General features: G+C 63.3%; 18 protein-coding genes and 1 tRNA gene. 12 read left to right on the top strand and 7 right to left on the bottom strand.

Going from position 1 to position 12,277, the window contains the following annotated elements:
- Window positions 1-70 precede the first annotated feature (70 nt).
- The 9 genes from DT069_RS18875 (at window position 71) to DT069_RS18835 (ending at window position 6,607) form a co-directional block, all read left to right on the top strand.
- The gene (locus DT069_RS18875) at window positions 71-808 is read left to right on the top strand and encodes a lysophospholipid acyltransferase family protein (RefSeq protein ID WP_119461886.1); all 738 of its coding nucleotides are present in this window, start codon (window positions 71-73) and stop codon (window positions 806-808) included.
- Between the two features lie 109 nt (window positions 809-917).
- Window positions 918-1,115, top strand: coding sequence for a helix-turn-helix transcriptional regulator (locus DT069_RS18870; protein ID WP_119461885.1), 198 nt, complete (start codon window positions 918-920; stop codon window positions 1,113-1,115).
- A 245-nt stretch (window positions 1,116-1,360) separates the two neighbouring features.
- Window positions 1,361-1,822 carry a hypothetical protein gene (locus DT069_RS18865; RefSeq protein ID WP_119461884.1) on the top strand — a complete coding sequence of 154 codons (462 nt, stop codon included), beginning with the start codon at window positions 1,361-1,363 and terminating at the stop codon, window positions 1,820-1,822.
- On the top strand, window positions 1,819-2,814 hold the full coding sequence (locus DT069_RS18860; protein WP_119461883.1) for an AAA family ATPase: 996 nt from the start codon (window positions 1,819-1,821) through the stop codon (window positions 2,812-2,814). The genes DT069_RS18865 and DT069_RS18860 overlap by 4 nt, the downstream gene beginning before the upstream one ends.
- A gap of 137 nt (window positions 2,815-2,951) precedes the next feature.
- Window positions 2,952-3,179 (top strand): hypothetical protein, encoded by a 228-nt coding sequence (locus DT069_RS18855; protein WP_119461882.1) that lies wholly within the window; start codon window positions 2,952-2,954, stop codon window positions 3,177-3,179.
- Between the two features lie 165 nt (window positions 3,180-3,344).
- The gene (locus tag DT069_RS18850; RefSeq protein ID WP_119461881.1) at window positions 3,345-4,712 is read left to right on the top strand and encodes a phage major capsid protein; all 1,368 of its coding nucleotides are present in this window, start codon (window positions 3,345-3,347) and stop codon (window positions 4,710-4,712) included.
- Window positions 4,713-4,905: 193 nt separating this feature from the next.
- Entirely contained in the window at window positions 4,906-5,142 is a 237-nt protein-coding gene (locus tag DT069_RS18845) for a hypothetical protein (protein ID WP_119461880.1), read from the top strand.
- The gene (locus DT069_RS18840) at window positions 5,139-6,242 is read left to right on the top strand and encodes a hypothetical protein (RefSeq protein ID WP_119461879.1); all 1,104 of its coding nucleotides are present in this window, start codon (window positions 5,139-5,141) and stop codon (window positions 6,240-6,242) included. The genes DT069_RS18845 and DT069_RS18840 overlap by 4 nt, the downstream gene beginning before the upstream one ends.
- Window positions 6,242-6,607 (top strand): tail fiber assembly protein, encoded by a 366-nt coding sequence (locus tag DT069_RS18835; RefSeq protein ID WP_119461878.1) that lies wholly within the window; start codon window positions 6,242-6,244, stop codon window positions 6,605-6,607. Before DT069_RS18840 ends, DT069_RS18835 begins: the two co-directional genes overlap by 1 nt.
- Here DT069_RS18835 and DT069_RS18830 read toward each other — a convergent pair.
- Window positions 6,565-7,275, bottom strand: a complete 711-nt coding sequence (locus DT069_RS18830; RefSeq protein WP_119461877.1) for a class I SAM-dependent methyltransferase — start codon at window positions 7,273-7,275, stop codon at window positions 6,565-6,567. The two genes, DT069_RS18835 and DT069_RS18830, sit on opposite strands and share 43 nt — an antisense overlap.
- 68 nt (window positions 7,276-7,343) lie before the next feature.
- Here DT069_RS18830 and DT069_RS18825 point away from each other — a divergent pair, with 68 nt between their 5' ends.
- From DT069_RS18825 to DT069_RS18815, 3 genes are all read left to right on the top strand, one after another.
- Window positions 7,344-7,628 (top strand): HNH endonuclease, encoded by a 285-nt coding sequence (locus tag DT069_RS18825; protein WP_119461876.1) that lies wholly within the window; start codon window positions 7,344-7,346, stop codon window positions 7,626-7,628.
- A gap of 740 nt (window positions 7,629-8,368) precedes the next feature.
- Window positions 8,369-8,788: a hypothetical protein gene (locus DT069_RS18820; protein ID WP_119461875.1), complete on the top strand. Its 420-nt coding sequence runs from the start codon at window positions 8,369-8,371 to the stop codon at window positions 8,786-8,788.
- Window positions 8,785-9,003 (top strand): hypothetical protein, encoded by a 219-nt coding sequence (locus tag DT069_RS18815; protein ID WP_119461874.1) that lies wholly within the window; start codon window positions 8,785-8,787, stop codon window positions 9,001-9,003. The genes DT069_RS18820 and DT069_RS18815 overlap by 4 nt, the downstream gene beginning before the upstream one ends.
- Window positions 9,004-9,116: 113 nt before the next feature.
- Here DT069_RS18815 and DT069_RS18810 read toward each other — a convergent pair.
- The 6 genes from DT069_RS18810 to DT069_RS18785 form a co-directional block, all read right to left on the bottom strand.
- Window positions 9,117-9,192: transfer RNA gene (locus DT069_RS18810), tRNA-Phe, on the bottom strand.
- A gap of 88 nt (window positions 9,193-9,280) precedes the next feature.
- Window positions 9,281-9,526 carry a DNA gyrase inhibitor YacG gene (locus tag DT069_RS18805; protein WP_119461873.1) on the bottom strand — a complete coding sequence of 82 codons (246 nt, stop codon included), beginning with the start codon at window positions 9,524-9,526 and terminating at the stop codon, window positions 9,281-9,283.
- Entirely contained in the window at window positions 9,526-10,776 is a 1,251-nt protein-coding gene (locus tag DT069_RS18800) for a ribonuclease E/G (protein ID WP_119461872.1), read from the bottom strand. Before DT069_RS18800 ends, DT069_RS18805 begins: the two co-directional genes overlap by 1 nt.
- On the bottom strand, window positions 10,773-11,390 hold the full coding sequence (locus DT069_RS18795; RefSeq protein WP_119461871.1) for a Maf family protein: 618 nt from the start codon (window positions 11,388-11,390) through the stop codon (window positions 10,773-10,775). Before DT069_RS18795 ends, DT069_RS18800 begins: the two co-directional genes overlap by 4 nt.
- A 23-nt stretch (window positions 11,391-11,413) precedes the next feature.
- Window positions 11,414-11,632 carry a translation initiation factor IF-1 gene (gene infA, locus DT069_RS18790; protein WP_012566833.1) on the bottom strand — a complete coding sequence of 73 codons (219 nt, stop codon included), beginning with the start codon at window positions 11,630-11,632 and terminating at the stop codon, window positions 11,414-11,416.
- A 192-nt stretch (window positions 11,633-11,824) separates the two neighbouring features.
- Window positions 11,825-12,271 (bottom strand): arsenate-mycothiol transferase ArsC, encoded by a 447-nt coding sequence (locus DT069_RS18785; protein ID WP_119461870.1) that lies wholly within the window; start codon window positions 12,269-12,271, stop codon window positions 11,825-11,827.
- Window positions 12,272-12,277 lie beyond the last annotated feature (6 nt).

Genomic DNA, 12,277 nt, shown 5'->3' with positions numbered 1-12,277 from the left:
CTCCCGAAAAGCCGGTTTCCGCCCGGCCTTCCATGCCGCCATTCTGCGGAGCGTCAACGGAGGGCGCGCTATGCCATATCTCGATCTAACACCGGAAATGGTTGGACCGCAGAGAACGCCGCTTGTGCTGAGCTACCTCGAAAACCTGATGTTGTGGCCCGACGATGAGCAGAAGCGGGCGCGGGCAATCGAGGCGGGGAAGGGGCAATTCATGCTCGACAATATCAAGGCGTGGCCCGCCCAAGCCGACGCCCTGAAGCTTCCAATTGTAGCCGACCTTTTCCAAGAGGCGTTGGCGAAGCCGCCATTAGCGCAAGTGCGGGAGGATGCGGAAACGCCCCACCTGCACGGAATGATCGCCGGCTGGATTCCCGTCCAATATTTGATCCGTTCGGAAGTCGAAGGCAGCTATGTCAAGCTGGAGGACCTAAAGGATGAAATCGTTGGTTATCTAAAGCAGCGCCTAAACATGCAGCGGGGCATATCGGTTTTCACGATCAATACCACGATACTCCCGAGATACCGGCCCGTTCAGCATCTTTGGGCGGCCCATGTCGCACGCCTCGACCCATCAACAACGGAATACATCTTCCCCTGCCCGCTTCCCGATCTGCCGGACTTTCTCGCGCTCGCCGAGGCGATCCGCGTCAAGGCAGAGGGAACCGCACCCCATAGACAGTCTGTGAAAAGCGGCGGCGCGCTACTACCGCCCGGTGTGGCCTTGGCCGTGCCGCCGAGCATTCCCTTGCCTGAAGTCACGCTGAAATGGCGACAAGGCGTTGTACCTGACGATTACAAGCGCGCTTAGAAACGATTCTCACGGTTACAATTTCGATTGTAACTGACCGAGTATAAGGCCGCGCTTCATCTTTGCTCCGGGAACGCACACGGGCGTTCACCAACAACCGGAGCAGACGATGAAACTCATTCGCTATAAAGACCTCGGCCCGCTGAAGGGCATTCACTACAGCCGGGTTCATCTTGGCCGCTTGGAAGAGAGCGGCAAATTCCCCAAGCGCGTGAAAGTGACGGACGGGTTTAGCGCGTGGATCGAGTCAGAGGTAGACGACTGGATCGCGGCCCGCGTTGCGGCTTCCCGTGGGAAGGCCGCTTGAACAATGGACACCGCAAAGAGAAGCCCGGCGCCGCTGGCGGGCAACCGGGCTTTGGAAAGCAATGTCCTAGCGGGACGATCCGAAGATAACCCCGCGCCCGACACTCCGCAACAGTTCCGCCGACTTGACGATATAGCGGCGCGAATCGTTGCGAAGATGGCCGCGCGTTACGTGTCGCGCCGCGCCGACCTTCCGATTCATCTTGCTTCGGTTGTCGCCGGCTTGGCTGGCCTGGGGGTGCGCCCATGATCGACCTTAGCGCCCTGGGAATGGCCCATATCGCCACCTATCGCGACGGCACCTTCGATCCCTGCGAACCGATGCCGGGCGCGATCTACGCCAAGACGATGCCGGTTTATGATCGCCTCGGCGAGCCGGTTGACCTTGTGGCGTGGGCTTCCGCCGACCCGTCGCGCTGGTGGCTTCGGCACGGCCTGGCTACCGTTCTCGGCGAAGACGACTTGAACGGCGCTTGGTGGGAAGAGCGGCCGGTGATGCTCGCCGCAACGCCCGCCGAATGGCTAGAGCAACGCTATCTATGGCCTAACAAGCTATGGGTTTGCGTTCTCGATTGGAGCGCCGACCCGCGCGCCACATTGGGGCTTGCCTCGGAAGTTGTCTGCACTTCGACCGCACTTCAACAGAAGCTTAAAGACGAGATCGCGCGCCATGTTGCGCCAGCGTTCCGGATTGCGAGGGCGGCATGAAACCGCGCGACCGGAACGAAGGCACCCCGCCGCCGCATAATCCCGCGCAGAGCTTCCGGCCGAGTGAGGGAACGGGGATCATTGACGCGGCGACACTCGACACGAAAGAGTTTCCGGAACCGAGATTCGTCATTCCCGGCATTCTCACCGAAGGGCTGGCATTCCTGGCGGGCAAGCCGAAGCAGGGCAAGTCCTGGCTGGCGCTTGGCGTCGGCGATGCCGTGGGGCGCGGCGGGCAGGCTCTAGGCGGGATCGACGTTGCAGCGGGCGACGTTCTCTATCTGGCGCTAGAGGACACCGAGCGGCGCTTGCAAGGCCGCCTGAGGGCGGTTCGACAAGAGTTGCCGCCAACGCCCCGCCTGGAGCTTGTCACGTCCTGGCCGAGGCTGGATGACGGCGGGATCGATGCCCTGAATTATTGGCTGGATGGCCGACCCGATGCCCGACTTATCATCATCGACACTTGGGCGAAGGTGAAGCCGCGCCAGAAGGGCGGGCGCAACGCCAACATCTACGATGAGGACTATGCCGCCCTCTCTCCGCTGAAGGAGTTGGCGGACGCGCGCTCGCTTTGCGTCCTCCTTGTCCATCACGTCCGCAAGGGCGATTCCGATGATCCGTTTGAAGAGATCAGCGGTTCAACCGGGCTGACCGGTTCCGCCGATACGCTGCTGCTGCTCAAGCGGGACCGGGGCGCGCATGACGCGGCGCTATGGGCGACGGGGCGCGATATCGAGGAATCGGAAACCGCCCTCGCCTTCGATAGCGATACGGGCCGCTGGACCCGCCTAGGCCCCGCCGACGAATACCGCCAGTCCGAAGCGCAACAGAAGATTTGGCGAGCGGTGCGGGACGCCGACAACGCCCCGTCGGTCAAAGAGATTGCCGAGGCCACAAACCTGAAACTCGGAACCGTCAAAGGCACCGTCTACCGAATGACGAAGGAAGGGAAGTTGAAGAACTTAGGAGGGTCTTACCTTGCCCTTGATTGACGCTAAACCCCGTAACTTCTGTAACCCCGAAACCTCTGTAACCTTTGTAACTTCTGTAACCCTAGGAAAACTGCCGAAGTTACAGGTTACAAAAGTTACAGGTTACACGGCGGCAGAGAACCGCAAAGGAGCATGACATGACGACTGATTACACGATGGAGCGACAGGCGATCCGCAATCTTGCAGCCGACCTGATGCAGAAGGGCACGGCGCCCGAGCAAGTCGGCCTTGGCCTTGTGCATGAAGGCGCGGGGCTTCTCTACATGGGCATCGGCAAAGTGGAGGCGGTGAAAACGCTTCGGCATCTGGCCGATATCTTGGAAGCCGAGGCGGAAGTTCTTGAAACCAATGCCCGATTCAACTAAACTCAGATCGTTGATTGTTCTGCCGGCTGCTGATGGCGCCGCAGAACTTCAGCCTCTCCGAGCGGCGATTGTCGATGACGACCGCGCGCCGGGCAAACCGCGATAACGATTGATCGCGGCGAGCCGGCGCGTGTTTGCGTTTGGCCGTCGCTATGGAGACGAAAAATGTTTCTCACTGACACGCAAAAGTTGGCCGTTCGGAAGCTGTGCGGCCCGCGACTCCGCAAGGCCGGCATCGGCAATCCGGACGAGCTTCTTTCCACCGTCCATTCCCTCGACTGGAACGCCCTGCACGACACCCGCAAGGCGGTAATCCGCGAGGCACGCAACGTTCTCGACGGCATCGGCGACGACGCGCCGCAGGACCGGCTTGCAGAGGCGGAAGCGGCAAATGACGCCCTGATGATTCTTCTCGACGGCATCGATGGCGAGATGGACGCCCGGAAGGAACTCGGCAGCCGTGAGCCGCGCAAGCATGGCGGCGACAACCGCCGGCCGATCGGCGAGGACCGCGTTATCAACGGCGGGGCCGATGACGGCGAGATCACCTATGCCCTGGCGCCCGAGCAGCGTTTCGCCGACTGGCAGAGCGCGCGCGGCGGGGAGCGTCACGACGGCCTGTCTCTCGGCCGGTATCTCCGCGCCATGGTTGTGGGGGCGAAAGACGACGTTGAGAAGCGGGCGCTTTCCGAGGGCACCGACAGCGCCGGCGGCTACTCGGTTCCCGATGTTCTGTCGAGCCGGCTTATCGACCTGATGCGGGCCGCGTCGGTTGCGATCCGGGCGGGCGCACGGACGGTGCCGTTGACCAGCGACGTGAACCATATCGCCAAGGTGCTGACCGACCCGGTTCCGGGCTGGCGTGCCGAGGCGGGCGCGGTTGCGGAGTCTGATCCGACCTTCACCCGCGTGACGTTCAACCCCCGCTCGCTGGCGGTGCTGGTGAAGGCATCGCGCGAGCTTCTCGCGGACTCGCTCAACATGGAGCAGATGCTTCCGCGCATCATTGCCAGTGCAATGGCGGTGGAACTCGATCGCGTCGCCCTGTTCGGCAGCGGCACCGGCTCCGAGCCGGGCGGCGTTACCACCTTCACCGGCATTCAGACGGTGGCGCATTCGGCGGCGCTCACGTCCTACGCCCCGTTGCTCCAGGCGCGGACAAAGCTGATGACGGCGAATATGCCGGGCGTCACGGCCTATGTCATGCACCCGGAGGATGAGGGCACGCTTGCGGGCCTGACGGCGACCGACAATCAGCCGCTTATGGTTCCGCCCGCCATTCGTGACGTGCCGATCCTGACATCGACATCCGTTGATGCCGACTTCGCGTCGTCAAGCCCGCCGCCCGATACCGAGATCCTGGCCGGTTGGTGGCCGTCCCTGATGATCGGCATGCGGCAGGAAATCCGCATCGAGGTTCTTCGGGAGCGGTACGCCGACACGCTGCAATACGGCTTCCTCGCGCATCTGCGGGCCGACGTGGCGGCGGAGCACGAGAACGCCTTCGTACAGATCACGGGCGTCACGCACTAAGCCTGACAGGGGCTGGCGCGCCCTGGTTCGCTCATTGGCCGAAGCGCCCGGACAAGTCGGCGAGTGTCCGCGACAACCCCGACACCCTGCGGCCGGATTGTTCCTATGGCCGGCGCGGCAGGGACTTTGATAACGGCGGGGCCGGCTTTATGGGGCCGGTCCCGTCTCTCAAACCCGAACGGTGGATGAGACGATGCAAATTGATCTGACGACACAGCGCCGCGTGAAGTTCGCTGCGGTTGCCGAGATGCTGAAGGGCGGTATCGGACTCGACGGCGCGCTGCAGGCCGCAGCGGCACAGGTCGCGGACAGCGGCGACGAGGACGCCGAGCGCCGGTTCTGGGGCTTGCTGGCGACGACGCCCGCGACGCTCCGATCGGCGGATCTTGAGGGACGGATTCGCCGCGCGATCGAGGGGGAAACACGATGACGATGTTCGCAGACAAGACCCTTGAATCCACGACCACGACCGGGACGGGGACTTATGGCTTGGACGGAGCGCCGAGCGGATGGCGTACGTTCGTTACCGGCTTCGGGACCGGAGCGCTATGTGCGTACTATGCTCAGGTTGCGGACGGCTCGATCTGGGAAGCCGGGATTGGCACCGTAACCGATGCGACACCGGACACGCTGACGCGCGATACCATCCTCGCATCCAGCAACAGCGGGGCGAAGATCAATTGGGGCGCCGGGACCAAGTACCTCTCCTCGATCCCGAATGCCGTCATTCTCTCCGCGCTGCTGAAGGGGAACATCGGAACATCCCGCCCGGCATGGCTTGAAGCGGGCGGGCAGTGGATCGACAACTCAGGAACGCCTTGGGAGGTCTATCTCTTCGACGGGACGGACGATACCCTGATTTACGCGATCGATATGTCGACCGGGGCTATCTCCTTTCCTGGAGACACGACCGTCAAATCCACCGACGCCGGTACGACCGGGCCGACCCTCAGCCTCTACCATGACAGCGATTCGCCCGCAGCGGACGATACGGTCGGCTTGATCCCCTTCAAGGGCAACAACGACGCGGCCGAGGAGACGATCTACGCGCGGCTTCGCGCCGTGCTGGCCGATGCGACTGACGGCGCGGAGGACGGCCGGCTTTCCATCGATGCAATGACGGCCGGCACGCTGGCGGCGGTTCTGCACCTCGCGCAAGGCATCTGGACGCCGAACGCGACCGGCGGCGATCCCGGCCCGGACATCATCAACGCGCTTGGGTTTCAGATCGACGGCGATGATGCGTGGTCGATCGTCGATGGCCTGTTTGCTTCGACCGGGTTCGTTCGGTTCAGCAACGGCTTTGTCATTAACTGGGGCCGGCCGACGGTAAGCGCGAACTCGATTCACAACGCAACCCTGTCGCAATCGTACACGACGGAATATGGCGCCATCGCCTCCGGGGCGAACCAATCCACGGCAGAGGCGGGAGGCGCGTTCGCGACGCCGCTTGGCACGACACAGGTCCGGCTCATTAACAGCGTGGGCTCGTCTCAGGTCATCTACTTTTGGTCGTGGGGGAAAATCTAATGCCGAAATACTTCATGACCGTCGATGCGGACGGCCGGCTGACCGGGGCCTATTCCGACGCCAACAAGTCGATCCCCGACGGCGCTATCGAGGTGGACAAGGCAACCCATAGCGAGTGGGTGCAGAACCAGGAAACCCGCCGCTGGAATGCGGGCCGGCTGGAGGTCTGCGACCCGCCCGTCCATGTGCCGACCTGGGAACAGATCCGGGCCAAGCGTGACCATCTGCTCCGTCAATCCGACTGGACGCAAGTGCCGGATGCGCCTGTCGATAAGGAAGCGTGGGCCACCTATCGGCAGGCCCTTCGCGACGTTCCGCAGACCTATGACGATGCCGCTTTGGTCGTCTGGCCGGAGCGTCCGTGAAGCCGATGGGCTGCTGTCCCGTCCTCTGGATTGCGGCCTTTGTCGATCATCACGAGGAAGCGGTAGAACGACACGCCGAGGACATTTCGTATCAGATGCTCACGCTCGGCCGTCGCCCATATCCGGTCAAAACTGTTGAACTTGGGCCATTCCCTCGTCGACAGCCCGCGCGGCCAATAGTTCACATGGTCGGCCAGCTTCTTGAACCATTTGATCGTCGTCGGCCGGCTGACGCAGTCCTCGACCGCATAGACGCCCCGCTCGTTCATGTTGTGCCGGAACAGATACCGGAACGTGTTGATCTGATGAGCCGGGATATGGCTGCCGTCGTCAATGATGATGTCGAAGTCGGTCGGGAGCTTGGCGAGATCGGACGGATTGGACTGGTCGCCGATCGCGATACGGATTCGATCTTCCTCGACGGCCTTGCACGCGGGGTCCAGGTCAAGGCCGTAGATTTCCGCGTTGGGGAAGTAGTCGCGCCACATCCGCAGGGACTTTCCGCTCTGCACGCCGATTTCGAGAACCTTCCGCACATCTTGTCTGATGGGCGAGAAATAGCGGTCATAGATCGGCAGGTAGTTGTGCCCCTGCTTCGTCGGCCGGTAGCGCAGGAAGCATTGATACAGCGCTTCCTGGCGCCTGTCGGTGATGTAGTCGATTGCCATAGCTCCCCCTGTTCCCCCTTGAGGCCCGCTCGCTTCATACCGCATCCTACAGCCGCCGTCATGGCCTCATGAGCGATCCCTTTTACCGCACTCCGGAATGGAAGCAGCTTCGGGCGGACTGCATAGCCCGCGATCCGTTCTGCCGCGCGCCCGGATGCGACCGGCCGTCCAGCCATGCCGATCACATCATTCCGAGATCGAAGGGCGGACCCGATCACCTGGGCAATCTTCGCGGGCTATGCCAGAGCTGCCATAACCGGCGCACCGCGAGCGGCAACGGGGCGTTGCGCGTGCCCGGCTGCACCGTCGACGGCTGGCCGCTCGATCCTAACCATGCGTGGCGGAAGCGGTGACCGGGAGGGCCTAGGCGATCCTGGCCGCGATCACTTCCCGCGACCGCGCCGGGCGTTTGCACGCAACGTCGCGAATTAAAAAGCGAAAGTTGGGGAGGGGCATGGGCGATCCCGGCGGCAGCTACAGACGGGACCACGCCGGTTCCTTCCGTCGCTAATCCGGGAGGATTTCCCTGCATGAAACTTTTTTTCGGAACGATTATGAACAGAGCGGCCCGGCGCGGTCCTGCGGGTAATCGCCCTGGAGCGATCCGACACCCCTCCCGCCGTCGCCTGGAGCGCCCCGCATAGCCATAGGAAGGCCGCTGAGTCGCTTAGGCCGTTCCGAGGTAGGCCCGGTGATCCCCGCACCCGTCAACGCGCGTCCTGGGGCTTCTGGCGGGCTTCACGCTTCATTGACGAATGCCGGGCACGATGCACACACGCAAACGCCTTGCCGCTTGAAGTTAACCAAGCGGGGCGTTAGCGTGAATATGGGTGTGGAAACCCTGACCGAGATAGGCAGACAGCCGGTTGCCGCCGGTGACTGCTGATTAGCGCGAACCCTTGCCGGGGTTTGGCGCTAGGAGCGCCGCTTAGCGGTGGCGCCCGACCCGACCATTATGGCCGGGGGCGGTGCGCCATGTCCAGAGCGAAAGCTTAAAAGCCGCTGACCTGTCTCTCGGCAGGTTTCCACCCCCCGGCTGCCGGGCCGCTTCCGGCAATGGCTGTGGAAAGCCAAACCGAGGGGAAGCCAAATCATGACCTCACCGTTTGAGTGGCTGAAGTTTCTCATTCCGCCGTCCGATGACGACCGGGAAATATCGCTGCTGTTCTTCGAGTGGACGGCGCTGAAGCAAGAGAGCGATGACCTGCAACGTCGCTTTGCCCGCGAGGGCGTGGACTATGACAGCGATGAGGCCGGCGCGCGCTATGACCGCATGAAGCAGATAGAGGACGCTATCCTCGCGATGCAGCCGAAGACGATGGCTGGCGTTTGGGTGTTCGTCCGGATGGCATGGGAAGAGACGTGGCAGGACTACGCGCCCGACTGGTGCGAAGGCTCACCGAAGGACGTTGGCGACCTCTACAAGAGCGACCTGTTCGCCCTGTACGCGGCGTCTCATGCGACCCGCGTTCTCGGTATTGAGCGGCGGGCAAAGTGCCGGGGCGTGGCATGAGCGCGCCCGAGATGCTACGCGCCATGATGGAGCGGTCGGAAATCGTCGCGTTCAACCGCAAGACCGAGACGATGCAGCTCCTAGTGGAAATCTCGCCCCTGATGATGGACGACCTCTTAGCGTTCCTGTCGGAAGGCGAGGACGACGAACCGGACAGCGACGGCGAGGAAGAGCCGTTGGAGGATGACGACGACGGCGAGCCGGAAGCGGCCTGACGAACCTAGCCCTGCCATGTAGGCGGGGCTTTTTCTTGCTGTTGCCCCGGCGTTGCCCCGAAGCAGAACCAGTTAATTTGTTGCCCCAGAATGTCAGCTAAGTCTTTGAAATATGGTGCCCAGGGGCGGAATCGAACCACCGACACCGTGATTTTCAGTCACGTGCTCTACCAACTGAGCTACCTGGGCATCCGCGGGCCACGGACCCGGGAGACCCGGCTTATAGAGAAAATCGCCCGGCCTGTCCAGCGGATGTGACCCTTTTGGCGGTCGAGAATCAGTCATCCCGTTCCGTCGCGTCGCCATCAGAATCGGGCGTCTCCTCCGCCGGAATGTGATAGCCCTCCTTCAGCCATCGGCCGAGGTCGATATCGGCACAGCGGCGGGAGCAGAACGGTCGGTATTTCTCCATCATCGGCTCACCGCAGATGGGGCAGCCCCGCGCCTTACGCGCTCGACCAGTCGTGCCGGCATTTCCGCGAACGGCCGCCCGCCGCGCCGCAAGATCCTCGATCTTCGCCATCAGTCATCCTCTCCTTCCTTCGCCTCTCCCGTCGGGCCGCGGTGTCGAACGCGACCGCTGCCGGCGCAGGCAGCACAGGGGCGGGACAGCAGCTCCTCGAGCGATGGCCCGCGACGGCGGCGCGTCATCTCGACCAAGCCCAGCGGGGACATTGCCTCCACCCGGCAGGGTGCCGGGTCCGTCGACAGCGCCCGACGCAGCGCCTCAACCACCTGACGACGATGATCCCGCGACTTAAGATCGATAAAATCGACGATGATCACCCCGCCCAGATTGCGCAGGCGCAGTTGGCGGGCGATTTCTGCCACGGCCTCGAGGTTGGTCCGCAGCAGGGCTCGCTCCGCGCCGGATTGCCCGTAGGGATCGCCGACTTGGCGCCCGCTGTTGACATCGACCGCCGTCAAGGTCGTCCCCGACTCGAAAAGCAACGAGCCGCCGGAGGGAAGCGGCACGGCGGGCTCCAACGCTGCCTCCACCTGCTCCCAGATCTCATCAGGCTCGGGCACCCAGTCGCGCTGCGGCTCAAAAATGATGCGGTCGGCCAGATCCGGCATCGTCCCGGCGCAGCGCTGTTGCAGCAGCTCGGCCGCACGGCGGCCATCGACGATCACCGCCTGCAGATCGGTGCCATGATCCCGCAACATCCCGATCACGGGATCGTCGCGGTGGAGCCGCTGCGGTGGGCGCGCCGTGGCTTGGGCTTGCAGAACCTGCTGCCAGATCGTGCGCAGCCCGACTGCCTCGGCCCTGAGCGCCGCCGCCGCGGCGCTGGCCGCCGCGCGACGCAAAACGAAGCCATCTCCGTCGGGTTGGATCTCTGCCATCAGCCCGGTCAGCCTCTTCCGCTCCCCCTTATCTTGGAGCCGAGCGGAGAACGACAACCCCGAGCCCTGCGGCCCGCCACCATGAGGGTCGAACAGAAGCAGCCGGCCCGGGAGCAGCGGCCGGGCCGTCAGCTTGGCCCCCTTCCCCTCCCGCGCCTCGCGGACGACCTGGACCAGGACGGCAGCCCCCTCCGTCGGTGCCCGCTCGAACTCGCCGAGCGGCAGGAAACCCGGCCGCGACTCGCCAATGTCGACGAAAGCCGCGTCGAGCCCCCTTTCGACCTGCGTCACACGCCCGAGATAAATATTGCCGATTAGGCTCTCCGCGCCCTCGCGCTCGATCCGAAACTCGGTCAGCCGATCATCGGACCAGAGCGCGATCTGCGTCTCCCGGGGCCGGACGGAAACCAGCAGGCGACTCGTCATCGCCGCTTCCGGCCCTGTACCGATCCGTGATAGCCCAAGCCGGTCAGGAGCCCGTTCGTCTCGAACAGCGGCAGTCCCACCACATTCGAGTAGGAGCCGCTGATCCAGGATATGAAGGCGGCAGCGCGACCCTGGATCGCATAGCCACCGGCCTTGCCATGCCACTCGCCGCCGGCGAGGTAGGTGTCGATCTCGTCGGCGCTCAGGCGCTTGAAGACGACGATCGTGGTCACGAGGCGGCCAACCTGCTTTCCACCGGGCGCCCTGAGGAATATTCCGCCCAGCACCCGATGCCGTCGGCCGGACAATTGCACCAGACAGTCGCGCGCCGTCGCGGCGTCTTCCGGCTTGGGGAGAATGCGGCGACCGCAGGCAACCACCGTGTCGGCCGCGAGGACGAAGGATTGGGGATGGCGACTGGCGACCACCTCGGCCTTGCAGGCGGCGATGCGCCGCGCATAGGCCGCGGGAAGTTCGCGCCGCAAAGGTGTTTCGTCGATTTCAGGTGGGTCGATGAGATCCGGCTGAATGCCGATCTGCTGTAGCAGGTCCAGCCGCCGCGGCGATGCCGATGCCAGGACGAGGGATGGCCGTTCCGGCGATCGCGCGATCATGCCACCAAGCGCCTGATGGACGATTACTTGAAGCGGAACGTAATTCGACCCTTGGTGAGGTCGTACGGCGTCATCTCCACGTTCACCCGGTCCCCCGCCAGGACCCGAATGCGGTTCTTGCGCATCTTGCCAGAGGTGTGTGCGAGCACTTCGTGGTTATTATCCAGCTTTACCCGGAACATGGCGTTCGGAAGCAGTTCCGTCACCGTTCCGGAAAACTCGATCAGATCCTCTTTGGCCATCAACTCTCCACTGGCTGCTTTCGGAAAAGGGCACTCGACGGCAGGCGGCTCCCTGCCAAGGCCAAGTTCCGGGCATCGCGAATCGGCGCGGGATGATAGCGCCATCTTCTTTCCCGGACAAACGTCCAGTACATATGGGTGAAATTCGCGCCAATACCGCAAATAGGCGGATCCGGACCTACGGCAAGAAGCCTAAAGCACCGGGGTCAGCGGACCCGGGAAACGGTCCTTGATACGGCGCATCAGAGTATCGCGGACCTCGCGATAGGCGTTGAGCCGCGCTTCCCGGTTTCCTTCGATGATGCTGGGGTCCATCGTATGCCAGAATTCCACCTCGCAGGCGGCCGTCCGCGTCATTTCCACGGCACGGTGCTGTGCCTCCGGCGAGAGGGAGATCACCAGATCGAACAGGCCGTCCTCGAGGTCGTCGAACGTTTTGGACCGATGCCGTCGGAGGTCGATCCCGAGCTCGTCCATCACGGCGACGGCGAAGGCATCGATCTCCCTATCGCCATGCACGCCCACCGAATCGACATAGACGCGACGGCCATGCAGATGCTTGAGGAGGCCTTCCGCCATCGGCGAGCGGATGGAATTCCTCGTGCAGCAAAACAAGACGCTTCCCGGTAGATCGGCCATGGCGAT

It is taken from the genome of Virgifigura deserti (assembly GCA_003576685.1).
GTDB classification, from domain to species: Bacteria; Pseudomonadota; Alphaproteobacteria; order Dongiales; family Dongiaceae; genus Virgifigura; species Virgifigura deserti.
The sequence above is the reverse complement of the archived record's forward strand: the minus strand, read 5'-3'. Positions and strand labels throughout refer to the sequence as shown.

What these genes read in the sequence shown, in the direction of transcription:
- DT069_RS18830 (WP_119461877.1), bottom strand. Translation starts at nt 7,275, where the DNA reads ATGGCAATCGACTACATCACCGACAGGCGCCAGGAAGCGCTGTATCAA.
- DT069_RS18845 (WP_119461880.1), top strand. Translation starts at nt 4,906, where the DNA reads ATGCAAATTGATCTGACGACACAGCGCCGCGTGAAGTTCGCTGCGGTT.
- DT069_RS18805 (WP_119461873.1), bottom strand. Translation starts at nt 9,526, where the DNA reads ATGGCGAAGATCGAGGATCTTGCGGCGCGGCGGGCGGCCGTTCGCGGA.
- DT069_RS18870 (WP_119461885.1), top strand. Translation starts at nt 918, where the DNA reads ATGAAACTCATTCGCTATAAAGACCTCGGCCCGCTGAAGGGCATTCAC.
- DT069_RS18800 (WP_119461872.1), bottom strand. Translation starts at nt 10,776, where the DNA reads ATGACGAGTCGCCTGCTGGTTTCCGTCCGGCCCCGGGAGACGCAGATC.
- DT069_RS18855 (WP_119461882.1), top strand. Translation starts at nt 2,952, where the DNA reads ATGACGACTGATTACACGATGGAGCGACAGGCGATCCGCAATCTTGCA.
- DT069_RS18785 (WP_119461870.1), bottom strand. Translation starts at nt 12,271, where the DNA reads ATGGCCGATCTACCGGGAAGCGTCTTGTTTTGCTGCACGAGGAATTCC.
- DT069_RS18840 (WP_119461879.1), top strand. Translation starts at nt 5,139, where the DNA reads ATGACGATGTTCGCAGACAAGACCCTTGAATCCACGACCACGACCGGG.
- DT069_RS18825 (WP_119461876.1), top strand. Translation starts at nt 7,344, where the DNA reads ATGAGCGATCCCTTTTACCGCACTCCGGAATGGAAGCAGCTTCGGGCG.
- DT069_RS18860 (WP_119461883.1), top strand. Translation starts at nt 1,819, where the DNA reads ATGAAACCGCGCGACCGGAACGAAGGCACCCCGCCGCCGCATAATCCC.
- DT069_RS18875 (WP_119461886.1), top strand. Translation starts at nt 71, where the DNA reads ATGCCATATCTCGATCTAACACCGGAAATGGTTGGACCGCAGAGAACG.
- DT069_RS18815 (WP_119461874.1), top strand. Translation starts at nt 8,785, where the DNA reads ATGAGCGCGCCCGAGATGCTACGCGCCATGATGGAGCGGTCGGAAATC.
- DT069_RS18820 (WP_119461875.1), top strand. Translation starts at nt 8,369, where the DNA reads ATGACCTCACCGTTTGAGTGGCTGAAGTTTCTCATTCCGCCGTCCGAT.
- DT069_RS18850 (WP_119461881.1), top strand. Translation starts at nt 3,345, where the DNA reads ATGTTTCTCACTGACACGCAAAAGTTGGCCGTTCGGAAGCTGTGCGGC.
- DT069_RS18865 (WP_119461884.1), top strand. Translation starts at nt 1,361, where the DNA reads ATGATCGACCTTAGCGCCCTGGGAATGGCCCATATCGCCACCTATCGC.
- DT069_RS18835 (WP_119461878.1), top strand. Translation starts at nt 6,242, where the DNA reads ATGCCGAAATACTTCATGACCGTCGATGCGGACGGCCGGCTGACCGGG.
- DT069_RS18795 (WP_119461871.1), bottom strand. Translation starts at nt 11,390, where the DNA reads ATGATCGCGCGATCGCCGGAACGGCCATCCCTCGTCCTGGCATCGGCA.
- infA (WP_012566833.1), bottom strand. Translation starts at nt 11,632, where the DNA reads ATGGCCAAAGAGGATCTGATCGAGTTTTCCGGAACGGTGACGGAACTG.